This window comes from Pseudomonas sp. BN505, assembly GCF_029873175.1.
In the GTDB taxonomy this organism is placed as follows: Bacteria; Pseudomonadota; Gammaproteobacteria; order Pseudomonadales; family Pseudomonadaceae; genus Aquipseudomonas; species Aquipseudomonas putida.
Genome location: NZ_SSOI01000020.1, coordinates 77,361 through 100,983 on the forward strand (window position 1 = coordinate 77,361; position 23,623 = coordinate 100,983).

A 23,623-nucleotide genomic window follows, 5' to 3' on the forward strand; every position below is an offset into this window, starting at 1 on the left:
TCGACGATGAATGCCCCCTTCTCCCCGCCTGACAGTACCGAGCCGTGCAGTATCGAAACGCTGTACATCGAGAACCACGCCTGGCTGCGTAACTGGCTTGCCTACCGGCTGAGGTCATGGGGGCGCGGGGTGGCCGACGATCTGGCCCAGGATACGTTCCTGCGTGTGCTGGCCAGCCGCGAGGGCGCGCGGGTCGAGCCGATTCGTCAACCCCGCGCCTACCTGACGCGCATCGCGAACTGCGTGCTGGTGAGCTGGCGGCGCCGGCAGTCGCTGGAGCAGGCGTGGCTCGAAGCGCTGCTGTTGCTGCCAGAGCCCGAGTATCCGTCGCCTGAGCTGCAATGTGTGATCCTCGAGACCCTGCATGAGATCGACGCAGTTCTGCACAAGCTTCGACCGCGTGCAAGGCAGGCATTCCTGATGGCGACCCTGGACGGCATGAAGCACAAGGACATCGCCGTGGCCTTGAACATAGCGCTGCCGACGGTGAAGAAGTACATCCACGACGGCTACCTGACCTGCCTGACGCAGATGCCCGATGACTAACGGTACTGCAACACCCGACGATGCCATCGCGCAGCATGTGCTTGCCCAGGCAGCCTCGTGGCTGATGCTGATGCAGGAAGGGCCGCTGCTGCCTGCCCAGCAGCTCGAACTGGAACGCTGGCGGCTTGCCAGTGATGAGCACGAACGTGCGTGGAAAAGGGCGCAGCGCCTGCTTTCACGCCTGGGCAGCCTGCCGCCAACGCTGGCCAGGCACACCCTGCAACGCCCCCCGGGCAGGCGCGCGGTACTGCGCGGGCTGGTTCTGCTGATGGGTGCCGCACCGCTTGGCTGGTGGGGCTGGCGCTCGCAGGCCGGGCGTTTTGCCAGTGATTACCATCCGGCTGTGGGCGAGCGCAGACACGCGCGGCTGGCCGATGGCACGCAAATCATCCTGAATACCGACAGTGCCCTGCAGCTGCTTTTCGATAGCGCGCAACGGTTGCTGCATCTGCGCCGTGGCGAGGTGTACATCGTGACCGCTGCCGACCCACGGCCGCTGATGGTGCAGACCGTGCATGGGCAGTTGCTTGCACTGGGCACGCGGTTCAGCGTGCGTCAGCTGGCCGATGAAACCTTGCTTGAGGTGTACGAAGGCGCCGTGCAGGTACGACCCGAAAGCACCAGTGTGGCGGCAGTCGAGAACATCATTCGCGCCGGGCAGCAGGTTCGATTCACCCGGGAGCGTCTGGGCCTTGTCGGGGAGGTGCGTGAAACCAGCCTGGCGTGGCAACGCGGCTTGCTGGTGGCCGATGACATGCCGTTGCAACAGTGGGCGCAGGCATTGATGCGCTACGCCGACCAGCGCCTGGAGTGCGACCCCGCGTTGAGCGAACTGCGGGTGTCTGGCACCTTCCCGGTCGATGATATGCCGCTGGCGTTGGCCATGCTGGCCCAGACCTATGGGCTGCAGGTTCGCCAAGGTGGTGGGCGCCTGGTTATCAGTCGGTGATAGGGGCGCCCGTCGTCAGTCATTTGGGGCGCGCGGGTTGGCAGAGGGCGTCAAACTGCTCTTCAGGAACTCCTCGCGCACCTGATGCATCTGCAAGTGTGTTTTCCCGGTCGCATAATCCAACCCCGCAAGCCCCATTTCCAGCGCCAGCTCGGGATGCCGGGCAGCATGACGAATACGGTCTGCCAGGCTGGACGGGTTCCCGGTTTCGAACGTCAGCGCGTTGTGCTTGCTGGTTATGTCCAGGACCCCGGATGTGTCAGAACCGATGACGGGAACGCCCTGGCTGAATGCGTCAAAAATGATTCGGGGTTGTTCCTGTTTCAATGTCGGCACCAACAGCCAGTCATGTTGGGCAATGATCCTGAAAAAATCTTTGCCGTAATCAACCGCGTCCTGAAACCTCACCTCGACGCCGCCACGCTTTTCGGCAGCAAAGCGTCGGCAGTGCTCTTTCAAATCACCATCGCCCATCAGGGTGACGGTGATATCAACGTCTTCGGTTTTCAGCTGTTCAATGGCTTCAAGGACTACCAGTACACCTTTATCCAGAACAAGGCGGGATGGGTAAAGCACGTTGAGTGTGCGGCTGCGCCTGCCTTCGAATCTATGTCTGACGGCCTCAGGGGATGCCATGAATTTCTTGTCGAGCCAGCTGGCAGGGTTAATTAACGTACGATTGTTATTGCTCCCAAGAAAATATTCCTTGTAGAAGGACTGGGTAAAAATCCTGGCATTCGCCAACTTCAGGCAGCACTTCAATAACAGGGTGTGCACGTGGTGTTCGATGATTGCTCTGAGGGTTCGCGCCTGCCCCTGAGCCAACATCCAGAATGAAGACTCTATGACAATCACCCATTGGAAGCGGAACAACGGCTTGAGCGGCAATAGGTAAAAGGACAAGGGGAATGCCCAACCGGCCCCGTCAGAATGAACGATCCGGGCATGCTTGCAGGCATTGATGACGGTTATGAAATTCGGAAAAAAGTTCTTTAATACTGACGAAAGCCCATAGTCTTTGCGCAACCCATAAAGCCATTTAACATCCAGATGGCTAATGCTTTGCAGCCCGTCGACGTTGCCGCCTCTCTCGACAGGGCAGCACATGCCGAAGTTTTCTATGTAGGTGAGGTGAAGCTCTATATCTTTGACCCACAAGGGGTCTGTAAACAAACCACCTTGCGCGTCTACGACAACAGGAATACGGGTGAACAGCATGTATGGGTCTTCAATCATATTCCCCTCACAGGGATGCCAGGACACTAACTTTCAAATTGTTTACATGGGGCTTACTCCTCAATACCAGCCGTCCATCTCAACAACGTTGTAGCGTCCTTGCAGACCTCCTGCGTAAGCAGCAAGCGCTCCGCATGGGTTCACTCTAGTGCGGCTTCACAGGTTGCACACGCGGTGTAGCAACAATTTCTCATCGTTTGCTGCCCCCTGGTAGGAGCGGCCTTGTGCCGCGATGGGGCGCGCAGCGGCCCCGACAATATCTGCGTGAAGCTGAAATTGCCGGGGCCTTGCGCGCCCCATCGCGGCACAAGGCCGCTCCTACAGGGACCGCACGCGTACCGGAACGAGCCGATCAGAAGTCGTAACGCGCCCCTACCATCATGCTGCGCGACGGCCCGTAGAAGTTGAACGTGGACGTCGACCCCACCCGCGACAGGTAGTCCCGGTCGAACAGATTGTTGACGTTGAAGGTGGCCGTCAGCTTCGAGGTAACCGGGTACGACAGCATCGCGTCAACCGTGGCATAGCCGGGTGCATCGATACGCACGCCACCGTTCTCGGAATAGAAGTTGCTCATCGCCGATACACCGCCGCCAATGACCAGGCCGGTCAGCGGGCCTTGGCTGATGGTGTACTTGCTCCACAGCGAAGCCTGGTTGCGCGGCATGATGAAGAAGGTGGTTTCGGCGTCACCCTTGAGGGTTTCGGTTTCCATCCAGGTGTAGCCGGCCAGCAACTCCCAGTTTGGCGTCAGCTTGCCGCTCACTTCCACTTCCGCGCCTTTGACGCGGGTCTTGCCGGAGGCAATCGAGAAATTGGTGTCTACACCATCCTCGTCATATTCGGTGGTGGCGCGGTTCTTGTCGGTCAGGCGGAATACCGAGAAACGGGTATTCAGGTCGCCGCCAAAGTAGCTGCTCTTGAGGCCGAATTCGTACTGCTCGCCTTCACGCGGCTTCAGCACCCGGCCGTTGCTGTCGGTGTCGGACTGCGGCTTGAACACCTGCGAGTAGCTGGCGTACAGCGCATGGTTCTCGGTCAGGTCGTAGACCAGGCCGCCATACGGCGTGAAGTGCCCGTCCACGCGCTTGCTGTCGTTGGTGCTGGCACCGCTGCTCAGGGTGGTGGTGTAGAAATCACCGCGGTACCAGCTGAAGCGGCCACCGGCAATCAGCGCCAGGCGCTCGATCGGGCGGAAGGTGACCTTGGAATACAGGCCATATTCCTCTTCCTGCATGCCGGTCTCGGTGCTGTAGTTGGGCGACGGTTTGGCGAACCGCTTGGGCGAGTAGGTGTTGACGTTGATGGCGCCAAGGTTGGTGGTGCCGTTGAGGTACTCGGTGTCGTAGTTCTTGTAGTCGGTGCCGACCACAAACTCGCTGACCTGGCCGAGGGTTTCGAACGGCTGGCTGTAGCTGGCGTCCAGCGAGTAGGTGTCCTGGGTGAAGTCGCGCGCGCTGGCGCGCTCGGAGTTGGCACCGGTGGTGGCATTGGTGGCGGTGAAGGCGTAGAGGTAATTGGTGTCGCGGTGCGAGCCGCGCGCCGCGATACGGCCATAGCCGCCGTTGTCGAAGCGGTGGGTCAGCTCGGCGACCAGGTCGGTGGTCTTGCCGTCGAAGTAGTTCCAGTCCGCCCCCAGGAAACGGGAATGGCTGAAGTCGGGCACATCACCGGACAACGTTGCCGGGTAGCCATTGTGCGGTGTGATGTTCTTCACTTCATGCATCAGGCCGAACGACAGCGTGGTGGCGTCGTCCAGGTCGACATCCAGCGCGCCGTAGTAGCTGTTACTGGTGTTGGCGTTGTAATCGACTTCGCCATTGGTGTCGTCACGGGACGCGACGAAACGCCCGCGCACGCGGCCGGCGTCATCCAGCGGCCCGCTCAGGTCGATTTCTTCGTGGTTGGTGTCCCAGGTGCCATAGCTGCCTTCGACGTGGCCCTGGAACTCGGCAGTCGGGCGCTTGCGCACCATGTTGACGATGCCACCCAGTTCACTGGTGCTGCTGAACAGCCCCGCCGGGCCGCGCATGATTTCGACACGGTCGAACGCCGCCAGCGACGGTACGGTACCGAAGATGCTGGCCATCGGCGCCGGCAGGCCGTCAATGTTGAATTCGCTGTACTCATAGCCACGGGCGTAGATCGACGACCGGCCGCTGTCGTTGGTCAGGGTACGCAGGCCGGCGGTGTACTTGGCCAGGTCATCCAGGTGTACGAACTGGCGGTCTTTGACGTAGTCCTGGGTGTATACGGTGATCGACTGGGGGATGTCCTTCAGCGCTGCTGGCGTCTTGGTGCCCACGGTCGCGGCATCGACGCTGTAGCCACCGGTGGCTTCCGAGGGCAGCATGTCGTACAGGCGGTTGCCTTCGATGGTCAATGCCGGCAGGTCGAGCGAGGTGTCCTCGGCTGCCGCCTGGGTCGCTACCGTTTCGGCCAGTGCCGACACCGAAAACGGCGCCAGCAACCCCAGCACCAGCCAGCCCCGAGCCCGTCGCGAGCTCCCCACACCTGTGAAACCGTTCATGACACACCCTTCGCCCAAATGATAGTAATTCGCAAACGAAACAAGTTGCTTTTTGCGAACGATACCGGAGGGAAAACGGGGGCGCAGCAGGATTAACCTTCTTAACACACCCAGGCGTTGCCCTCCCTTGCTGGCAATGGGATGATTCGTAACTGATACAGGTTCTCATTCAAGGCTCCCCGTGCCCACCTCACTTCTCCTCGCCGAAGACGACGCAAGCCTGCGTCAGGACCTGGAACGCCATTTCCTCAAACGCGGTTTCCGGGTACACGCCTGCGCCACGGGTACCCAGGCCCTGGACGCCATTCGGCAAACACCGTTCGAACTGGTGTTGCTGGACATCATGCTGCCGGGTATCGATGGCCTCAGCCTGCTCGACGAGTTGCGCCGGCAGCAGGCGGTGCCGGTCATGCTGATGTCGGCGCTGGGCGCCGAGCAGGACCGCATCAGTGGCTTTACCCGTGGTGCCGACGACTACCTGCCCAAGCCCTTCAGCCTGGCGGAGCTGGACGCACGGGTCGATGCCTTGCTGCGGCGCGTGGCATTTGATCGCGGCACGGCGCTGCGTGCCGATGTCGGCGAAGTGATGCTGGACCACGACCGCCAGGACGTTATCCACAACGGCAATGCCGCTGGCCTCACCGCATCCGAATTCCGCTTGCTGGTGACGCTGCGGGCGCATCCCGGCGAAGCCTTGAGCAAACCCTTCCTGTACCAGACCGTGCTGCACCGGGCCTATACCCGCCTGGACCGGGGCCTGGACGTGCATGTGTGCAACCTGCGCCGCAAACTGGCCGACATCAGTGCCCAGCACCTGCAGATCCAGGCCGTGCGCGGGCAGGGGTATATCCTGGTCGACACGGAACAGCCCTGATGCGTCGCCACCCGTTGCTGTGGAAACTGGCCGTACTGCAGGTCAGCTTCTGCCTGTTGCTGATCTGGCTGATCTGGACCTGGGGCCTGTCGGTGGAGCGCAGCACCTATTTTCTGTCCCCGGCCGACCAGGATTACCTGGCGCGCTATGCGCAACAAGCTGAAGACGCCTGGAGCCAGGGCGGTGCGGTAGGCGCCGAGGCCTGGCGCAGGCAACTGGAACAGGCCGAGGACACCTGGGTGGCGGTGATCGGCCCACACCTGCAAAGCCTCGGCACCACGCCGCTGAGCGCCGAGGAGGCCAGCCACCTGACCTTCATGCGCAAACTGGACTGGCCCATGAGCCGGCGCCTGCAGGATGAGCTGCCCTACGTGAGCATCGAATTCCCGCAGCACCCCGAGCGCGGCCGCCTGGTGCTGCAACTGCCCGAACGCCTGCTGCCCACCGGCCTGACGCCATGGACCCATGTGATCACCCACGGCGTTGCACCTGCACTGCTCGCCCTCCTACTGGGCCTGGCGCTGTACCGGCACTTGGTAGTGCCGCTGAACCGCCTGCGCGACCGCGCCGACGCCCTGCGTGCCGATGACCTCGACAGCCCCGCCCTGCCCCTGCTGGCACGCCGTGACGAGCTGGGTGAACTGGCACAGGCCTTCGAGCACATGGCCGGGCGCCTGCGCCAGAGCCTGGAGCAACAGCGCCTGCTGCTGCGCACGCTGTCTCACGAGCTGCGCACGCCCCTGGCACGGTTGCGCATCGCCCATGACAGCGACTTGCCGCCGCTGCAGTTGCGCGAGCGCCTGGACCGTGAAGTCGCCGACATGCAGAAACTGCTGGAAGACACGCTGGACCTGGCCTGGATGGACACCGAACAGCCCAGCTTGCCGACCGAGCCGATACTGATGGTTTCCGTATGGGAGGCACTGTGCCAGGACGCCTGCTTCGAAAGTGGCTGGAACCGTGCACGCCTGCCGTGTTCACTCGGCACCGATTGCCTGGTACAGGCCCATCTGGACAGCCTGGCCCAGGCCCTGGAAAACCTGATGCGCAATGCCATTCGCCACTCGCCGGCCGAGGGCCGGGTCAGCCTGGAGGGCTGGCGTGAAGGCGACTGCTGGCACCTGCGCCTGAGCGACCAGGGCCCCGGCGTACCTGACGCCGACCTTGAACGCATCTTCAAGCCCTACCAGCGCCTGACCGACAGTGGCGCGGGCTTCGGCCTGGGCCTGGCCATCGCCCGCCGCGCCATCGAGCTGCAAGGCGGCCGCTTGTGGGCCAGCAATGGCCGCCCTGGGCTGTGCCTGCACCTGACCTTGCCGATGGCCAGGGACTGTTTAGAAAGTTAATGCGCTTTACGCTCAATCAGGACTGATTATCATCTGGGCGTTCCAGCCTTGCGTTCCTCGCAAAGCCCTGACGAGACGCCTGATGAGCAAGATGACCCTGACGCTGGCTTTGGCACTGGCCCTTGCAGCCCCCGTTGCCCTGGCACAGCCCGAGCGCAACCAGAAGATGGACACCTCGCTGCTGCAGCGTCAGGACCTGGCCTACCGCTTCACCCAGCTCGACCTGGACTCGGCGGATGGCCAGCGTCATTACCGTTTATGGGTCGGTAAGCCGAACCGCCCGGCGCCAGCATCGGGGTACCCGGTACTGTGGATGCTCGACGGCAATGCTGCGCTCGGCGCGCTGAACAGCCAGCAACTGGCCAAACTGGCCGCCGGCCAGGCGCCCTTGCTGGTGGCCGTGGGGTACCAGACCGGGCAGCGTATCGAGCGGGCGGGGCGGACTTATGACTATACCCCGGCGTTGCCTGGGCAGGCCGAGCAGCGTGACCCGCTGACCGGCCTGCCCAGTGGTGGCGTGGATGCATTTCTGGATCTGCTGACCGAGCGCATGCGGCCGATGGTGGCCGGGCTGGCCCCCATCGACCTGCAGCGACAGACGCTGTGGGGCCACTCCTACGGCGGGCTGGCCGTGCTGCATGCGCTGTTCACCCGGCCCGGGGCGTTCAGTGACTATGCGGCGGCCAGCCCTTCGCTGTGGTGGCATGACGGGGCAATCGTGCAGGAGGCACAGGGCCTTGAACAACGGTTGGGCAGCAACCCTGTGCGGCTGCTGCTGATGCGCGGTAGCGAGGAACCTGCCAACCCCAGGGCGCAGTTAAAGGGCGATGTCGAGAGGCCTGCACGAGAACTGGCGGCAGACCTGGCCATGGTACAAGGCCTTCAGGTGCGTTTCGAAAGGTTCGAAGGGCTGGGCCATGGGGAAATGCTGGGGGCCTCTTTGCAGACGGTGGTCGAGCAGCTGGCCAGATAACCGCCTATCCGGCGCCTGCTGAGCCCTCGTAGCATCAAGGATAGGTGTACTTGAGCAGGTACTGGCTCAGGTCGCGGAAGGCATCCCTGGAAATCCGCGGTACCAGGTCGGTGCTACGGCCAAGGGTCTTGCAGCAGGCCATGACCATCTGTTGGCGCACCGGCTCATCGAGCATGCCGGCATGCACGACCTGGAAGAATTGCAGGTAGGTGCCAGAGTCGTTGCCTTCAGGGCTGCGCCGGATTTCAACCAGTGTGTCGTGGTAAGGCGCCCGGAAAAAGGGCTGGCCATCGTAGTCCGCCTGCGGGGTCAACACGCCAGGGGCATCACAAGTGCTGTGGCACAGCACCTTGCTCTGCTGATCCGCTTCGAAACCACGTTCATAAAGTGTGACCTGCGAGCCAGGGGCCTGGGTGCAGGCGTGTTCGAAAGCGTTCAGGATCTTTTTGGCATTCGCCTGTGAGGCCTGGATCTGCGACAACGCCACGAATCGCTCGATTTCGCCCTTGGCAACGCTCTTCACACCGCGGTCGAGGGTCGCCCAATGGCTGAATTCCACCTTGCAGGCGATCATGTGAATCTCGAAGCGGTAACCCGCCTCTACGGCTGCAGGCGGGAAACCGGCGAATGCTTCGTCGTCCAGTGCCGTTTCCATGATGATGTTGTAGCGGTTGGCGAAAGCGTACCCAAAAACCTTGCCGCTCAATGCCCTGATGAAGGCTTCGGTGTGCTCGTATACGTGCAGCACACCGTGCTCGCTCATTTCGGTGTAGTGCGGGTGCAGCTTGCGAAATTCTGGCAGGTAAAGCCGCACATGGTTCTGGTAGCGCTCGCTGGGCAGCAACTGCTTCTCCAGCAGGTAGGTCTTGCCTGACCCTTGCGCACCGGCAACGATCAGCATGTTCGGGGTGGGGTCACTTCCAGGTCCATCAGCTTCGCGCACTTTGTCGAACAATGCGTGGTCGAGCTGGGCGAAGGCATCATCGACGTCGCTGTCAGTGAACGGGTAAAGCGTGGCCATTTCTGCAATCCTCTGGTGTCTGCCCCAAGTGGGCTGCGCAACACTCTAGGAACTACCCCGGCGCACTGTGCGGTAGCCAGTTATGGCACTTCTCGCTACCCCTTCACACACACAACCTGGCGCAGGGTATGAACCACCTCTACAAGCGCCTGCTGGGCACGCATCACCGCGTCGATGTCTTTGTACGCCATTGGGATCTCGTCGACGACGTCCTTGTCCTTGCGGCACTCCACATGCGCCGTGGCACGCCGTTGGTCCTCGACGGTAAAGCGGCTTTTGGCCTTAGTCCGGCTCATCACCCGGCCTGCGCCATGGCTGCAGGAACAGAACGACTCCTCGTTGCCCAGCCCACGCACGATGAAGCTCTTGGCCCCCATCGAGCCCGGGATGATGCCCAGTTCCCCCTTCTGTGCCGACACCGCCCCTTTGCGCGTCACCAGCACTTCGCGGCCAAAATGCTGCTCACGCTGCACGTAGTTGTGGTGGCAGTTCACCGCTTCCAGGCTGGCCTCGAACGGTTTGCCCAGCGCCTTGCGAGCAGCGCCGACCACGGCCAGCATCATCAGCTCGCGGTTCTGCCGGGCGTACTCCTGCGCCCACTCCACCGCTTCGACATAGTCGGCGAAATGGCGGCTGCCTTCTTCGAAGTACGCCAAGTCCTTGTCCGGCAGGTTGGCGAGGTGCTGGCGCATGTCGGCCTGGGCCAGCTCGATGAACAGGTTGCCGATGGCATTGCCCACACCGCGCGAGCCGCTGTGCAGCATGAACCAGACGCGGTCGGCTTGATCCAGGCACACTTCGATGAAGTGGTTGCCACCGCCCAGTGTGCCCAGGTGGTGGCGGTTATTGGTCTTTTCCAGCCGCGGGTATTTGTCGGTAATGGCCTTGAACCGCCCGGCCAGCTGGCCCCAGGCCTTGTCCGCCTTGGCCGGCACATCGGCCCAGGCGCCCTGGTCACGTTTGCCGAAGCTCTTGCCATGCGGCACCGCCTGCTCGATGGCACTGCGCAAGCCATGCAGGTTGTCTGGCAGGTCACGCGCGTGCAGCGAGGTGCGCGCGGCGATCATGCCGCAGCCGATGTCCACGCCAACCGCAGCGGGGATGATCGCGCCGACCGTAGGGATCACGCTGCCGATGGTCGAGCCCTTGCCCAGGTGCACGTCGGGCATCACCGCCAGGTGCTTGAAGATGAACGGCATCCTGGCCGTGTTCAGCAGTTGTTGGCGGGCCTCGTCTTCGACCGGCACGCCATCGGTCCACAACTTGATCGGCTTGCCACCGGCGACCTGGAGAATATCCATGGGCTTGTTCCTCGAATGCATGACGGCATGATACCGCCAAAGGTCGTAGAGCCGTGGGTTGCCAGCGGGGGGGCAAGGTGCGGTATGCTTGGGCGGTCTTCAGGGCGGGGTGAAAGTCCCCACCGGCGGTAAATCGAAAGATGAGCCCGCGAGCGCCCCGGCCATGCCGGGGGTCAGCAGATCTGGTGCAACTCCAGAGCCGACGGTCATAGTCCGGATGAAAGAAGGCGTCAGGCAGGGGCCATCCGGGCGCCCCTGCGCGCGCATTTTGTTCGCCCCGAGACGTTCATCGATCATTCACGAGGAGCGTTTCATGTCCACCCGTAACCATCCGCAATTCCCCGCTGTTTCCGCCGCCATCGCCGCCTTCCAGGCCGGGCGCCCTGTGCTGCTGCTTGACGATGACGACCGCGAGGACGAAGCGGACATCATTGCCGCTGCCGAAAACATTACGCTGCAGACCATGGCCATGATGATCCGCGACTGCAGCGGCATCGTCTGCCTGTGCCTGGACGAAGCCACCGTCGACGCACTGCAACTGGCGCCAATGGTGCAGAACAACCAGGCCCGCCACGGCACCGGCTTCACGGTCACCATCGAGGCTGCAGAAGGCATCACCACCGGGGTTTCTGCCCAGGACCGCATCACCACCATTGGCGCGGCACTGCGCTCCAGCGCCGAACAGCGTCATATCGTCAGCCCGGGGCATGTGTTCCCGCTGCGCGCCCGCAATGGCGGGGTGCTGACCCGCCGTGGGCACACCGAAGGTTCGGTGGACCTGGCGCGCCTGGCCGGCCTGCGCCCTGCGGCAGTGCTGTGCGAGCTGATGAACCCCGATGGCAGCATGGCGCGTGGCGAGCAGGTGGCGGTTTATGCGCGGCAGTACAGCTTGCCGGTGCTGACCATCGAGGAGCTGGCGCGGTACCGCGAGGCGATGCTGGAACGGGAAGCAGAGCCGGCCTGATCCTCCGGACAGGGCCGCTTTGCGGCCCTTTTGAGAGCGGCCTGTATCAGCCGGGCAGCTGTCGGAAGTTTGCTCCCCCCGCCCCGCTCTGCTAGTGTCGCGCCGTTCTGAATGCCACCGAGAAAGTCGCCATGGCCCGCAAAAAAGCCTCCCTCGATTTCGAGCAATCCCTCGCAGACCTGCAAGCACTGGTCGAGCGCCTGGAGAACGGCGAGTTGTCGCTGGAAGAGTCGCTGGCCGCCTTCGAGCAAGGCATCGCCCTGACCCGTGATTGCCAGGGTGCCCTGGCCCAGGCCGAACAGAAGGTGCAAATCCTCCTGGAACGCGACGGCGAACTGGCCGCGCAGCCGTTCGACGCGGAGCCGGAAGCATGATTGGCACTTACCAGGCCAGCTGCCAGGCTCGGGTCGACGCTGCCCTCGAACCGCTGTTCGTTGCCCCGTCCAAAGAGCTGGACCGCCTTTACGCCGCCATGCGCTACAGCGTGATGAACGGCGGCAAGCGCGTACGCCCGCTGCTGGCCTACGCGGCCTGCGAAGCCTTGGGCGCCCCGGCCGAACAGGCCAACGGCGCGGCCTGCGCGGTCGAACTGATCCACGCCTACTCGCTGGTGCATGACGACCTGCCAGCCATGGACGACGACGACCTGCGTCGTGGCCAACCCACTACCCACAAAGCATTTGACGAAGCCTGCGCCATCCTCGCTGGCGACGGTTTGCAGAGCCTGGCATTCAGTGCCCTGCTCGACCCAGGCCTGAGCCCGCAGGCCGACGGCATTCGCCTGGCCATGGTCCAGGCCCTAGCCAAGGCTGCCGGCCCCGCAGGCATGGTCGGCGGCCAGGCCATCGACCTCGGTTCGGTAGGCCTGAAGCTGGACCAGCAGGCACTGGAGTTCATGCACCGGCACAAGACCGGCGCACTGATTGAAGCCAGCGTACGCCTCGGCGCCCTGGCCAGCGCCCGTGCCGAACAGGCGCAGCTGGATGCCCTGCAGGTTTATGCACAGGCCATCGGCCTGGCATTCCAGGTGCAGGACGACATCCTCGACGTGGAGAGCGACACCGCCACCCTGGGCAAACGCCAGGGTGCCGACATAGCTCGTGACAAACCGACCTACCCGGCCCTGCTGGGCCTGGAAGCGGCCAAGGCCTATGCAATCGAACTGCGCGACCAGGCGCTGATCGCACTGCAAGGCTTCGGTGAAACGGCCGAGCCACTGCGGGCCCTGGCGCGCTACATCGTCGAACGCCGTAACTGAGCAGCTACACCATTCCCTGTGGGAGCGGGTTTACCCGCGAATGCGATGTTGAATTTACGGACGCATTCGCGGGTAAACCCGCTCCCACAGGGGCCGCGTAACCTGTCGTCGAATGGGCACTTTTCCCACAATGGGGTAAACTGCCGCGTCTTCACACACCTATAACGACTCGCCTGATGCCCACGACGTTTCAAGAGATCCCCCGCGAACGCCCGGTCACGCCGTTGCTAGACCGCGCTGACACGCCTGCCGGCCTGCGCCGGCTGGCCGAAGCCGACCTGGAGACCCTGGCCGACGAACTGCGCCAGGAACTGCTCTACACCGTGGGACAGACCGGTGGGCATTTTGGCGCCGGTCTGGGCGTGATCGAGCTGACCATCGCCCTGCACTACGTGTTCGACACCCCGGACGACCGGCTGGTGTGGGACGTGGGCCACCAGGCCTACCCGCACAAGATCCTCACCGGGCGCCGTAACCGCATGCTCAGCCTGCGCCAGAAGGACGGCATCGCCGCTTTCCCGCGCCGCAGCGAGAGCGAGTACGACACCTTTGGCGTCGGCCACTCCAGCACCTCGATCAGCGCAGCACTGGGCATGGCCATTGCCGCCCGTCTGCAGAACAGCGCACGCAAGTCGATTGCGGTGATCGGGGACGGCGCGCTGACTGCCGGCATGGCCTTCGAGGCGTTGAACCACGCCCAGGAAGTCAACGCCGACATGCTGGTGATCCTCAACGACAACGACATGTCGATTTCGCGCAATGTCGGCGGCCTGTCCAACTACCTGGCCAAGATCCTCTCCAGCCGCACCTACGCGAGCATGCGCGAAGGCAGCAAGAAAGTGCTGTCGCGCCTGCCAGGCGCCTGGGAAATCGCCCGCCGCACCGAGGAGTACGCCAAAGGCATGCTGGTGCCGGGCACGCTGTTCGAAGAACTGGGCTGGAACTACATCGGCCCCATCGACGGCCACGACCTGCCGACCATGATCGCCACCCTGCGCAACATGCGTGACCTGAAGGGCCCACAGTTCCTGCACGTGGTGACCAAGAAGGGCAAGGGCTTCGCCCCGGCCGAGGTCGACCCGATCGGCTATCACGCCATCACCAAGCTGGAGCCGGCCGATAAGCCTGCCGCGCCAAAGAAAGTCAGCGGCCCGAAATACTCTGCCGTGTTCGGCCAGTGGCTGTGCGACATGGCCGCCGCCGACAACCGCCTGGTGGGCATTACCCCGGCGATGAAGGAAGGCTCCGACCTGGTCGACTTCAGCGAGCGCTACCCGGAACGCTACTTCGACGTGGCGATCGCCGAGCAGCACGCCGTTACCCTGGCGGCCGGCATGGCCTGCGAGGGCAGCAAGCCGGTGGTGGCGATCTACTCCACGTTCCTGCAGCGTGCCTACGACCAGCTGATCCACGACGTGGCCGTACAGAACCTCGATGTGCTGTTTGCCATCGACCGCGCCGGCCTCGTTGGCGAAGACGGCCCGACCCATGCGGGCAGTTATGACCTGTCGTACCTGCGCTGCATCCCGGGCATGCTGGTGATGACCCCGAGCGACGAGAACGAGCTGCGCAAGATGCTCAGCACCGGCCACCTGTACAACGGCCCGGCAGCCGTGCGCTACCCGCGTGGCACCGGCCCGGATGCGCCGATCAGCGGCGACCTGGAACCACTGGAAATCGGCAAGGGCGTGGTTCGCCGCCAAGGCGAGAACGTCGCCCTGCTGGTGTTTGGCGTGCAGCTGGCCGAGGCCATGCAGGTGGCCGAGCAGATCAACGCCACAGTGGTTGACATGCGCTTCGTCAAACCGCTGGACGAGGCCTTGGTGCTGGAACTGGCTGGCAGCCACGCGCTGCTGGTGACCATTGAAGAGAACGCCATCATGGGTGGCGCGGGTGCTGCGGTGGGTGAGTTCCTGGCCAGCCAGGCAGTGCTCAAGCCGCTGCTGCACCTGGGCTTGCCCGACATCTACGTCGAGCATGCCAAGCCTGCACAGATGCTGGCTGAGTGCGGGCTGGATGCGGCCGGGATCGAAGCTTCGGTGAAGGCCCGCATGGCCATGCTCGGCTTGTAATCCCCGGGGCCGCTCTGCGGCCCATCGCGACACAAGGCCGCTCCCACATTGACCGCACCGCTCCCCAGGCTTGGGCAATACCTGTGGGAGCTGGCTTGCCGGCGATGGGGCCCTGACAGGCCACACAACACAATCGCTCCAAGACTCGCCCACCTGTAGGAGCGGCCCTGTGTCGCGATCGAGGGCGCAGCCCTCGCAAAATGGTACTGTCCATGAAAGCCCCAAGCTTTGCCACATTGCTCTGCCTCCCCCTCCCCCTGCTGGCCGCCGAGCGCGACGACGCCCTCAAGCTCCCCGACGTGCTGATCAGCGCCAGCCGCCAGGTCGAGTCGCGCACCGCCACCAGTGCTGCAAACACCGTCTTCACCCGCACTGACATCGACCGCCTGCAACCCACCAGCGTCACCGACCTGCTCAGCCGCGTGCCTGGCGTGCAAGTTGCGCCAACCGGTGGCCGCGGCAGCCTGCCTGGCATCTTCATCCGCGGCACCAAGGCGGCACAAAGCCTGGTGTTGGTCGATGGCGTGCGCATCGCCAACGCTACTTCCGGCGACAGCGGCCTGCAGTTTCTCGACGTCGACCAGATCGAGCGGGTGGAAGTGCTGCGCGGCTCGCGCTCAGCGGTGTACGGCAGCGATGCCATTGGCGGGGTAATCCAGATCTTCACCCGGCGTAGCAACGGCCCCGGCCTGCAGCCGCGCCTGCGAATGGCCGCCGGCAGCAACCAGACATTCCAGCGCAGCCTGGGGCTTTCGGGCGGCAACGACGCGACCCGCTTCAACCTTGGCGCCAGCCGGGATGAAACGGCCGGCATCGACTCGACCGGGCCGTCATTCGCCAGCGATGGCGACCACGACGCTTACCGCAACAAGGCATTCAACCTGAGCCTGACCCACACCTTCGGTGAGCGCTTCGAGGCCGGGCTGAACCTGCTCGACAGCCGTGGCCGCAGCGAGTACGACAACCCGTTCGGCGGCTTCGACCCGGTCACCTTCGAAAGCTTCGGCCAACAGCCCTACACCGATTTCAGCGTCAGCAGCCTGGGCAGCTACTTCGATGCCCAGCTCACCGACGCCTGGCATTCGCGGCTGGAACTGGCCCACAGCGAAAACCGCGACGACAAGCGCGACAAGCTCAGCGCCGAACGCTTCGTGTTCAACACCTACCGTGATCAGGTCACCTGGCAGAACGACCTGGCCCTGGGCGAGCGGAACAACCTGCTGCTGGGTGGCGACTGGTACGAAGACCGTGTGCACGCCAGCACCGACTTCACCGAAGACAGCCGCTGGAACCGCGCCGTCTTTGTCCAGCACCGCTACCAGGGCGAACGGTTTTCCACCGAAGTGGGTGTGCGCCATGACCGTAACCAGCAGTTCGGCGGCCAGACCACCTGGAGCGGCAGCCTGACCGTACCGTTGAACGCACAGAATGATGTGCTGCTGTCCTACAGCGAAGGCTTTCGGGCGCCAACCTTCAACGACCTGTACTACCCCCAGTTCAGCAACCCGGACCTGGACCCCGAGCACTCCAAAAGCTACGAGCTGCAATGGCGCAGCCAGCTGACTGCGGACAGCCGCCTGGAAGCCTCGCTGTACCGCACCGACCTGCGCGATGCGATCGTGTTCGGCCAGGACTCGATACCCCGCAACGTTGCCTCGGCCCGTATCAACGGCTTCGAAATGGCCTTGGCGCAACAATGGGGCGCCTGGCACAGCCAACTGGGCCTGGCACTGATCGACCCTCGTGACCGTGACAGCGGCCACACCCTCGCCCGCCGTGCACGCCGCACGCTAAGCCTGGACCTGGACCGTGAACTCGGGCGTTTCACCGTGGGCGCAGGCTGGCAAGCGGTCAGCGGCAGCTATGACGATGAGGCCAACCGCAACCGCATCGGCGGCTATGGCCTGCTCGGTTTGCGCGGTAGCTGGGCAGCCACTGACGAACTGAAACTGGAAGCAAAGCTGGATAACCTGCTGGACCACACTCACAGCCGTGCCCTGTACAGCTACGAGGGTGCCTACCACCCCTACCGCGAAGAAGGCCGCACGCTGTTGTTCAGCGTTACCTGGACGCCGGCGCTTTAGCCGCGAGCAACGCGCACAAGCGTGCGGTGGCTTCGATCATCTGCCCGCTGGGCCGCTCCAGACCTTTGTCGGGCACCACCAGCAAGCGGCCATCGGCAACCGCACGCAATTGCGGCCAGGCCTTCCAGCTCGCCAGTTGCGCTGGGTCGCCAGCCAGGATGACCTGTGGGTTGCGCAGCAGCACAGACTCCACATTCACCTGCGGTGCCGGCTGGTTGAGGTCGGCGAACACATTGCGCGCCCCGCACACTGCCAAGGCATCGCTCACCACCTGCCGGCCACCCAGGGTGTACAACGGCTGGTCCCATACCTGGTAGAACACCTGCAATGGCTCGTCACGCCGGTACTGCTCACGTAACTGCTGCAGCCGCTCTCGCAGGGCCCGGGCGTACTGATGGCCTTGTTCGGCACGGCCGATACGCTCGGCGATGGCTTCGATCTGCGCGATCAACTGGTCGATATCATGGGGTTCCGCACTGAAGGTGGCGATGCCCAGGCGCTTGAGCTGGTCGCGCTGGGCGGGTGGCACGCTGCCCGGCCAGAGCAACAACAGCTCGGGGCGCAGGCTGAGCAGGCGCTCCATGTTCAGTTGCCCTTGGCGCCCAACCGACGGCAGGTCGCGCAGCGCTGGTGGCCGCTCGCCACCGTCGAGCACCCCCACCAGCAGGTCGTCGGCCCGCAGTTCGAGCATGATTTCAGTCATCGAGGGCGCCAGGCTGACCACCCGCAGGGGGTCAGCGGCCAGCACGGTGCAGGCGAACAGCGCCAGCAGGCCTGGCAGCAGGCGCATCAGCCGAGCTGGCGTGGAATGCGATAGAGGTACAGCACCACCACGGTAGACAGTGCCAGCAGAATTTGCGGCACCGCCTCAAGGCCGACCAGCACCGACAGTGCGGCGACCCAGGCCGGGAAGCAGGCGTACAACATGGCCATGCGCCGTACCCGGGCCAGTTCGATCCAGGCAGCGGGCTCTTCGCCCGTGCCGAGCACCTTGGAGGTGGCGATCAGTGCGCGCTTGTAGGCGCCGAAGCGCGGCAGGCTGAGGAACATGGTCGCCGCGCCGGCGATGAACAGTGGCATGGCCAGCACCGGGATCAGCGCGTCACCACCACCAAAGGCCCAGGCCATGACCGGCAGCGGCACCAGGCCCATCGCCAGGTACTGCCACCAGGCCAGTGCCAGGCGCCGCTTGACCTCGGTACGGGTCACGCCTGGGGCACCTCGCCCTGGTGTTCATTGCCCAGCATGTGGCCGAGTTTGCCGGCCTTGGTCGCCAGGTAGTAACGGTTGTGCGGGTTGTGGCCGGTGTGCAGCGGCACACGTTCGGCAACCACGATGTTCATGTCGGTCAGCGCTTTGACCTTGCGCGGGTTATTGGTCATCAGTCGCAGGGCTTTCACACCCAAGTGCTCCAGCATCGGCAAGCAGATGGCGTAGTCGCGCTGGTCGGCGGCAAAGCCCAGGCGTTCATTGGCTTCGACGGTATCGGCGCCACCATCCTGCAGCTCGTAGGCGCGGATCTTGTTCAACAGGCCGATGCCACGGCCTTCCTGACGCAGGTACAGCAGTACCCCGCGGCCTTCACGGGCGATGGCCTGCAGCGCGGCTTCCAACTGCGAACCGCAGTCGCAGCGCTGGCTGAACAAGGCATCGCCGGTCAGGCACTCGGAGTGCAGGCGCCCCAGCACCGGCTGGCCGTCCGCAATGTCACCCAGGCTGAGCACTACGTGCTCGCGGCCAGTGGCTTCGTCGAGGAAGCCATGCATGGTGAAGGTCGCGAATGGCGTCGGGAGTTTAGAGGCGGCAACAAAGACGACGGGCACGTTGTGCTCCTGGAATAAGTTGGAAATTTCTCGTGGGCCGATTGTATCAGCCGGTTGCAGGCTGTGGGCGGGCTGAATACCGCGGGTTAAGATCGAAAAGTTCGATGCTTAGGTTAACCAGGCTCGGCCCTATCGCCGGCAATCCGGCTCCCACAGGTACTGCACGGGATTCGAAGCTGTGGTGATCCTGTGGGAGCTGGCTTGCCGGCGATGGGGTGCAAAGCGCCCCTGCTTCAATGCGGTTTGCTGTCTGCAGTGAACGGATACGGCTGTTTCCAGTGCTCGAAAATCGGCTTCAGCTCGCCGCTGCGCACCAGTTCGTCCATGCGCTTGTCGAACAGGTCACACAGCGCCTTCGCCTGGCCGTTGCGGGCAAACGCCAGGTACAGCGGCAGCTCGGCCACATGGGTACGACGGAAGCGCTCGGGCTGGGATGACTGGCTCAGGACATAATCGACTTCGGTCTGTGCATCGATGTAGAAGTCCACCCGGTCATGCTCGAGCATCGGCAGAATGCCTTCGCGACGCTGAATTTCACGGTATTCATGCACATCTGGCAGGTAGCTGCCGTAGTCGTAGCCGCGCACCCAGGCCAGGCGATACTTGCCCACATTCTGCGCAGTAGGCGCAGGTTTGCTGGCCAGCCCCAGGGCGTAGATGTGGTCCATGTCGAAGTGCCAGCGCGGGTACAGGTTGTCGGCATTCTCTTGCTTGTACGAGCCCACCCAGGCATCGGCTTCGCCACGTTTGACCAGCCCGACTGCACGGCTGTAGGGCGCGCTCTGCGGCACCACCTTGACCCCTGCCGGCTCGAACACCTTGCGCAGCACGTCCCAGGCCACCCCGGTACCGTCAGCGTTGGTGTAATCGAGCCACTCCTCACTGACCAGGTGGATCTGCTTCGGCACGCCTTCAGCAGCCGCCACCCATGGGGCAACGCTCAGCAGCATTGCCAACAGCAACGTCCTTATGGCCATTCACGCGCTCCCTGTTCAGGCAACCGCCCACACCAGAACCTGCATGCCCAGCCAGGCAAACACGCCGGCCAGGATATCGTCGAGCATGATGCCGACGCCCCCGTGCACATGGCGGTCGATCCAGCGGATGGGCCATGGCTTGAGGATGTCGAAGAAGCGGAACATCAGGAACCCTGCCAGCAGCCACTGCCAGCCTTCTGGCACCAGCCAGAGGGTGATCCACATGCCGACGATCTCATCCCAGACAATGCCTTCATGGTCGTGTACGCGCAAGTCATTGGCGACTTTGCCGCACAACCAGAAGCCAAACAGCATGCTCACGCCCAGCAATAGCCAGTAGCCCCAGTCAGGCAACATCTGCCACAACGGGATGAACGGTATGGCCACCAGCGAGCCCCAGGTACCCGGGGCCTTGGGCAAGGTGCCAGAACCAAAGCCAAACGCGATGAAGTGCCACGGGTTGCGCCAGACCGAAGGCGGAACGAACTCCGCAGGCACCTGATTGGGGTGATCGGTCACGGTGTCTCCCTAAAGTGTTGATAGCCCCGCTGAACGGGGGTGATGTCCCGGCCCTGCACGTCGCGCAAGGTCACGCCCTTCCCTTCGAGCACACGGCCAATGGTATGCACCTCGACGAGGCCGAGGCCAGCCAGAGGCGCCAGCGCCTCAGGCGGCAGCGTGAAGGCCAGCACGTAGTCGTCGCCACCGGTAAGGGCTGCCTGCACTGCCGCTTGGCGGCCGAGAAACGCCTCTACAGCAGGAGACACCGGCACCTGGGCCAGGTTCACCTCCAGTGCTACGCCGGACGCCTTGGCGATATGCCCGCAATCTGCGAGCAGGCCGTCGGAAATGTCCAGCGCCGCCGTGGCCCGGCCACGCAGCAGCGTGCCGAGGGTGAGCTGCGGCATTGGCGACCAGTAATGGGCCAGCAGCGGCTCGGCCTGCTCGGCAGGTGCCTCGCGTTCTCCCAGCACCAGCGGCAGCGCGCCGGCCGCCTTGCCCAGCACACCACCGACGCACAGCAGGTCGCCTGGGCGCGCACCGCTACGGCGCAACGCCTGGCCTGCCGGCACGCGGCCAAACACGGTGACGGTGATGCTCAGCGGGCCCCGGGTGGTGTCACCCCCGATCAGGCTCATGCGGCAACGGTGGGCCATGCGGCTGAGGCCGTCGGCATACGCCGCCAGCCAGTCAGGGCCAACGTCCGGCAGGGTCAGGGCGAGGGTGAAGCCGATCGCAGTCGCGCCCATGGCGGCCAGGTCACTGGCGGCCACGGCCAACGAACGCTGGCCAAGCAGCAGCGGGTCGCAGACAGCGGGAAAATGCACCCCGGCGACCAGGGTGTCGGTCGACACCGCCAGTTGCTCACCGGGGGGAAGGGCTAGCAGGGCGCAGTCGTCGCCGATACCCAGGGCCACGCCCTCGCCGCCCTGCGCACAAGGCGCGGCGGCGAAGTAATGGTTGATCAGCTCGAACTCACCCATGGCTCTACAGCGCCAGAATCAGCGCTTGTTCGCCTTGACTTCGGCTTCACGCAGCGACGGTGCCAGCTTGTCCAGCACGCCGTTGACGAACTTGTGGCCATCGGTGGCACCGAAGACCTTGGCCAGCTCGACACCTTCGTTGATCACCACGCGGTACGGCACGTCGACGCGCTTGATGAACTCCCAGGTGGACAGGCGCAGCACGGCCAGCTCGACCGGGTCGAGCTCTTCCAGCGTCATGGTCATGCAAGGCACCAGCGCCTTGTCGATTTCGCCCTTGATTGCCGGAACCCCATGCAGGATTTCACGGAAATAGGCACCGTCGACGTCGGTGAAATCGTTATCCACCCGGAACTGCGCTTCGATCTCGTTCAGCGAATGCTGCGCCATGTGCCACTGGTACAGTGCCTGGGTCGCGAGCTTGCGGGCTTCGCGGCGCTTGGCGCTTTTCGAGGGCTTGCCGGCATCCGCAGGTTTTGGATCGCGCGGGTTGAAACGATCGCTTTCGTCGCTAATCACTTGGCCTCCAACTGCGCCAGCAGGCTGACCATTTCCAGTGCGGACAGGGCAGCTTCAGCACCTTTGTTGCCGGCTTTGGTGCCGGAACGCTCGATGGCTTGTTCGATGGAGTCGACGGTCAGTACGCCGAATGCCACCGGAACACCGAACTCCATGGACACCTGGGCCAGGCCCTTGGTGCATTCGCCCGCCACGTATTCGAAGTGCGGGGTACCACCACGGATCACGGCGCCCAGGGCGATGATCGCGTCGTAGGCGCCTTGCTGGGCGACCTTCTGTGCTACCAACGGGATTTCAAATGCGCCCGGGGCACGGATGATGGTGATGTCGCTTTCGCTGACACCGTGGCGTACCAGGGCATCAACGGCACCGCTTACCAGGCTTTCAACGACGAAGCTGTTGAAGCGGCCAACCACCAAAGCATAGCGACCTTTGGGGGCGATGAAGGTACCTTCGATGGTCTTCAGGGTCATTCCGATATTCTCATCTTCAAGAGCGAGGCCGCATACAAGCGGCCTCGACAGGGGTCTGGACTCGAGCAGAGGGCGTCAATGCCGCCTCAAGTCACTCGGAGGGCACGTATTCTACAACTTCCAGATCGAATCCGGATATCGCGTTGAACTTCATCGGCGAACTCATCAGGCGCATCTTGCGCACACCAAGGTCGCGCAGGATCTGCGAACCGGCACCCACGGTGCTGTAGGTGGTCGGTGCCTTGGCCGGTGCATCGCCTGCGCTTTCGCGGATGTGCGCCAGCAGCACGTCGCCATCCAGCGGGTGGCCCAGCAGCAGTACCACGCCGCTGCCGGCTTCGGCCACGGCGGCCATGGCAGCACGCAGGCTCCAGCGGCCTGGCTGCTTGACCAGCAGCAGGTCGCGCAGCGGGTCCATGTTGTGCACACGCACCAGGGTCGGCTCTTCGGCGCAGATCTTGCCCAGGGTCAGGGCCAGGTGCACGTCGCCTTCCACCGCGTCGCGGTAGGTGACCAGGTTGAACTCGCCCAGCTCGCTTTCCACCGGCTGCTCGGAAACACGCTGCACGGTGCGCTCGTGAATCATGCGGTAGTGGATCAGGTCGGCAATGGTGCCGATCTTCAGGCCGTGCTCGGCGGCGAACACTTCCAGCTCGGCGCGGCGCGACATGGTGCCGTCGTCGTTCATCACTTCGCAGATCACGCCGCTTGGCTCGAAACCGGCCATGCGCGCCAGGTCGCAGGCAGCTTCGGTGTGGCCGGCGCGGGCCAGGGTACCGCCGGGCTGGGCCATCAGCGGGAAGATGTGGCCAGGGCTGACGATGTCTTCGGCCTTGGCGTCCTTGGCGGCAGCGGCCTGCACCGTGCGTGCACGGTCGGCGGCGGAGATACCGGTGGTGACGCCTTCGGCGGCTTCGATCGACACGGTGAACTTGGTGCCGAAGCCCGAGCCGTTGCGCGGCGCCATCAGCGGCAGCTTCAGCGTTTCGCAACGCTCGCGGGTCATCGGCATGCAGATCAGGCCACGGGCGTGCTTGGCCATGAAGTTGATGTGCTCGGGCAGGCAGCATTCGGCTGCCATGATGATGTCGCCTTCGTTCTCGCGGTCTTCGTCATCCATGAGGATGACCATTTTGCCCTGGCGGATGTCTTCGACCAGTTCTTCGATGCTGTTGAGCGCCACGCGGCACCCC

Annotated in this window: 23 protein-coding genes and 1 riboswitch; of the genes, 10 read left to right on the forward strand and 13 right to left on the reverse strand. The window is 63.8% G+C overall.

From position 1 onward, the window contains the following. The first annotated feature begins 6 nt into the window (after positions 1-6). Positions 7-546, forward strand: a complete 540-nt coding sequence (locus E8E78_RS03280; RefSeq protein WP_016497832.1) for a sigma-70 family RNA polymerase sigma factor — start codon at positions 7-9, stop codon at positions 544-546. After that, on the forward strand, positions 539-1,495 hold the full coding sequence (locus E8E78_RS03285) for a FecR domain-containing protein (RefSeq protein ID WP_280311826.1): 957 nt from the start codon (positions 539-541) through the stop codon (positions 1,493-1,495). The genes E8E78_RS03280 and E8E78_RS03285 overlap by 8 nt, the downstream gene beginning before the upstream one ends. A gap of 15 nt (positions 1,496-1,510) precedes the next feature. On the opposite strand, the gene E8E78_RS03290 is transcribed toward E8E78_RS03285, so the two are convergent. Together E8E78_RS03290 and E8E78_RS03295 are read right to left on the reverse strand one after the other, a co-directional pair. Next, positions 1,511-2,713: a glycosyltransferase family 4 protein gene (locus E8E78_RS03290; protein WP_280311827.1), complete on the reverse strand. Its 1,203-nt coding sequence runs from the start codon at positions 2,711-2,713 to the stop codon at positions 1,511-1,513. Between the two features lie 370 nt (positions 2,714-3,083). Beyond that, positions 3,084-5,261: a TonB-dependent siderophore receptor gene (locus E8E78_RS03295; protein ID WP_232861441.1), complete on the reverse strand. Its 2,178-nt coding sequence runs from the start codon at positions 5,259-5,261 to the stop codon at positions 3,084-3,086. Between the two features lie 181 nt (positions 5,262-5,442). Here E8E78_RS03295 and E8E78_RS03300 point away from each other — a divergent pair, with 181 nt between their 5' ends. From E8E78_RS03300 to E8E78_RS03310, 3 genes are all read left to right on the forward strand, one after another. Next, positions 5,443-6,135: a response regulator transcription factor gene (locus E8E78_RS03300; protein ID WP_016497795.1), complete on the forward strand. Its 693-nt coding sequence runs from the start codon at positions 5,443-5,445 to the stop codon at positions 6,133-6,135. After that, a complete protein-coding gene (locus E8E78_RS03305; protein ID WP_059395813.1) occupies positions 6,135-7,481 on the forward strand; it encodes a sensor histidine kinase in 1,347 nt (448 codons plus the stop codon). The genes E8E78_RS03300 and E8E78_RS03305 overlap by 1 nt, the downstream gene beginning before the upstream one ends. 82 nt (positions 7,482-7,563) lie before the next feature. Then, positions 7,564-8,454, forward strand: coding sequence for an alpha/beta hydrolase (locus tag E8E78_RS03310; RefSeq protein WP_059395814.1), 891 nt, complete (start codon positions 7,564-7,566; stop codon positions 8,452-8,454). 34 nt (positions 8,455-8,488) lie between these two features. Here E8E78_RS03310 and E8E78_RS03315 read toward each other — a convergent pair whose 3' ends face one another. Together E8E78_RS03315 and E8E78_RS03320 are read right to left on the reverse strand one after the other, a co-directional pair. Then, entirely contained in the window at positions 8,489-9,475 is a 987-nt protein-coding gene (locus E8E78_RS03315; RefSeq protein ID WP_280311833.1) for a zeta toxin family protein, read from the reverse strand. 95 nt (positions 9,476-9,570) lie between these two features. Beyond that, complete coding sequence (locus tag E8E78_RS03320; protein ID WP_059395815.1) at positions 9,571-10,776, reverse strand: RtcB family protein; 1,206 nt, start codon at positions 10,774-10,776, stop codon at positions 9,571-9,573. Between the two features lie 91 nt (positions 10,777-10,867). After that, positions 10,868-11,009: riboswitch (FMN riboswitch) on the forward strand. Between the two features lie 80 nt (positions 11,010-11,089). Here E8E78_RS03320 and ribB point away from each other — a divergent pair. From ribB to E8E78_RS03345, 5 genes are all read left to right on the forward strand, one after another. Beyond that, positions 11,090-11,740 carry a 3,4-dihydroxy-2-butanone-4-phosphate synthase gene (ribB, locus tag E8E78_RS03325; protein ID WP_059395816.1) on the forward strand — a complete coding sequence of 217 codons (651 nt, stop codon included), beginning with the start codon at positions 11,090-11,092 and terminating at the stop codon, positions 11,738-11,740. A gap of 131 nt (positions 11,741-11,871) precedes the next feature. Next, complete coding sequence (locus E8E78_RS03330) at positions 11,872-12,114, forward strand: exodeoxyribonuclease VII small subunit (protein WP_003255380.1); 243 nt, start codon at positions 11,872-11,874, stop codon at positions 12,112-12,114. Continuing rightward, entirely contained in the window at positions 12,111-12,998 is an 888-nt protein-coding gene (gene ispA / locus E8E78_RS03335) for a (2E,6E)-farnesyl diphosphate synthase (protein WP_059395817.1), read from the forward strand. Before E8E78_RS03330 ends, ispA begins: the two co-directional genes overlap by 4 nt. A gap of 176 nt (positions 12,999-13,174) precedes the next feature. Then, positions 13,175-15,070: a 1-deoxy-D-xylulose-5-phosphate synthase gene (gene dxs / locus E8E78_RS03340; protein ID WP_280311837.1), complete on the forward strand. Its 1,896-nt coding sequence runs from the start codon at positions 13,175-13,177 to the stop codon at positions 15,068-15,070. Positions 15,071-15,282: 212 nt separating this feature from the next. Next, positions 15,283-17,154 (forward strand): TonB-dependent receptor, encoded by a 1,872-nt coding sequence (locus tag E8E78_RS03345; protein ID WP_059395818.1) that lies wholly within the window; start codon positions 15,283-15,285, stop codon positions 17,152-17,154. On the opposite strand, the gene E8E78_RS03350 is transcribed toward E8E78_RS03345, so the two are convergent. The 9 genes from E8E78_RS03350 to ribBA all read right to left on the reverse strand — a co-directional run bounded on the left by E8E78_RS03350 (position 17,132) and on the right by ribBA (position 23,613). Further along, positions 17,132-17,944 (reverse strand): cobalamin-binding protein, encoded by an 813-nt coding sequence (locus tag E8E78_RS03350; protein ID WP_096425523.1) that lies wholly within the window; start codon positions 17,942-17,944, stop codon positions 17,132-17,134. The two genes, E8E78_RS03345 and E8E78_RS03350, sit on opposite strands and share 23 nt — an antisense overlap. Beyond that, positions 17,944-18,363: a hypothetical protein gene (locus tag E8E78_RS03355; protein ID WP_049277427.1), complete on the reverse strand. Its 420-nt coding sequence runs from the start codon at positions 18,361-18,363 to the stop codon at positions 17,944-17,946. Before E8E78_RS03355 ends, E8E78_RS03350 begins: the two co-directional genes overlap by 1 nt. Further along, positions 18,360-18,977 (reverse strand): GTP cyclohydrolase II, encoded by a 618-nt coding sequence (ribA, locus tag E8E78_RS03360; protein WP_016484701.1) that lies wholly within the window; start codon positions 18,975-18,977, stop codon positions 18,360-18,362. The genes E8E78_RS03355 and ribA overlap by 4 nt, the downstream gene beginning before the upstream one ends. A gap of 233 nt (positions 18,978-19,210) precedes the next feature. Beyond that, positions 19,211-19,954: a transporter substrate-binding domain-containing protein gene (locus E8E78_RS03365; RefSeq protein ID WP_049277429.1), complete on the reverse strand. Its 744-nt coding sequence runs from the start codon at positions 19,952-19,954 to the stop codon at positions 19,211-19,213. Positions 19,955-19,969: 15 nt separating this feature from the next. Next, entirely contained in the window at positions 19,970-20,473 is a 504-nt protein-coding gene (locus tag E8E78_RS03370) for a phosphatidylglycerophosphatase A (protein WP_003255391.1), read from the reverse strand. Continuing rightward, a complete protein-coding gene (thiL, locus tag E8E78_RS03375) occupies positions 20,470-21,438 on the reverse strand; it encodes a thiamine-phosphate kinase (RefSeq protein WP_084966981.1) in 969 nt (322 codons plus the stop codon). Before thiL ends, E8E78_RS03370 begins: the two co-directional genes overlap by 4 nt. An 18-nt stretch (positions 21,439-21,456) precedes the next feature. Further along, complete coding sequence (gene nusB, locus E8E78_RS03380) at positions 21,457-21,957, reverse strand: transcription antitermination factor NusB (protein WP_016497782.1); 501 nt, start codon at positions 21,955-21,957, stop codon at positions 21,457-21,459. Further along, on the reverse strand, positions 21,954-22,430 hold the full coding sequence (gene ribE / locus E8E78_RS03385) for a 6,7-dimethyl-8-ribityllumazine synthase (RefSeq protein ID WP_003255395.1): 477 nt from the start codon (positions 22,428-22,430) through the stop codon (positions 21,954-21,956). The genes nusB and ribE overlap by 4 nt, the downstream gene beginning before the upstream one ends. Before the next feature lie 91 nt (positions 22,431-22,521). Beyond that, on the reverse strand, positions 22,522-23,613 hold the full coding sequence (gene ribBA, locus E8E78_RS03390) for a bifunctional 3,4-dihydroxy-2-butanone-4-phosphate synthase/GTP cyclohydrolase II (RefSeq protein WP_016497781.1): 1,092 nt from the start codon (positions 23,611-23,613) through the stop codon (positions 22,522-22,524). Positions 23,614-23,623 lie beyond the last annotated feature (10 nt).

Coding starts and splice junctions, on each gene's coding strand:
- E8E78_RS03350 (WP_096425523.1), bottom strand. CDS start 17,944: ATGCGCCTGCTGCCAGGCCTGCTGGCGCTGTTCGCCTGCACCGTGCTG.
- E8E78_RS03285 (WP_280311826.1), top strand. CDS start 539: ATGACTAACGGTACTGCAACACCCGACGATGCCATCGCGCAGCATGTG.
- E8E78_RS03280 (WP_016497832.1), top strand. CDS start 7: ATGAATGCCCCCTTCTCCCCGCCTGACAGTACCGAGCCGTGCAGTATC.
- E8E78_RS03330 (WP_003255380.1), top strand. CDS start 11,872: ATGGCCCGCAAAAAAGCCTCCCTCGATTTCGAGCAATCCCTCGCAGAC.
- ispA (WP_059395817.1), top strand. CDS start 12,111: ATGATTGGCACTTACCAGGCCAGCTGCCAGGCTCGGGTCGACGCTGCC.
- ribB (WP_059395816.1), top strand. CDS start 11,090: ATGTCCACCCGTAACCATCCGCAATTCCCCGCTGTTTCCGCCGCCATC.
- E8E78_RS03320 (WP_059395815.1), bottom strand. CDS start 10,776: ATGGATATTCTCCAGGTCGCCGGTGGCAAGCCGATCAAGTTGTGGACC.
- E8E78_RS03305 (WP_059395813.1), top strand. CDS start 6,135: ATGCGTCGCCACCCGTTGCTGTGGAAACTGGCCGTACTGCAGGTCAGC.
- E8E78_RS03315 (WP_280311833.1), bottom strand. CDS start 9,475: ATGGCCACGCTTTACCCGTTCACTGACAGCGACGTCGATGATGCCTTC.
- E8E78_RS03310 (WP_059395814.1), top strand. CDS start 7,564: ATGAGCAAGATGACCCTGACGCTGGCTTTGGCACTGGCCCTTGCAGCC.
- ribE (WP_003255395.1), bottom strand. CDS start 22,430: ATGACCCTGAAGACCATCGAAGGTACCTTCATCGCCCCCAAAGGTCGC.
- E8E78_RS03290 (WP_280311827.1), bottom strand. CDS start 2,713: ATGCTGTTCACCCGTATTCCTGTTGTCGTAGACGCGCAAGGTGGTTTG.
- E8E78_RS03345 (WP_059395818.1), top strand. CDS start 15,283: ATGAAAGCCCCAAGCTTTGCCACATTGCTCTGCCTCCCCCTCCCCCTG.
- thiL (WP_084966981.1), bottom strand. CDS start 21,438: ATGGGTGAGTTCGAGCTGATCAACCATTACTTCGCCGCCGCGCCTTGT.
- E8E78_RS03295 (WP_232861441.1), bottom strand. CDS start 5,261: ATGAACGGTTTCACAGGTGTGGGGAGCTCGCGACGGGCTCGGGGCTGG.
- E8E78_RS03365 (WP_049277429.1), bottom strand. CDS start 19,954: ATGGCCATAAGGACGTTGCTGTTGGCAATGCTGCTGAGCGTTGCCCCA.
- dxs (WP_280311837.1), top strand. CDS start 13,175: ATGCCCACGACGTTTCAAGAGATCCCCCGCGAACGCCCGGTCACGCCG.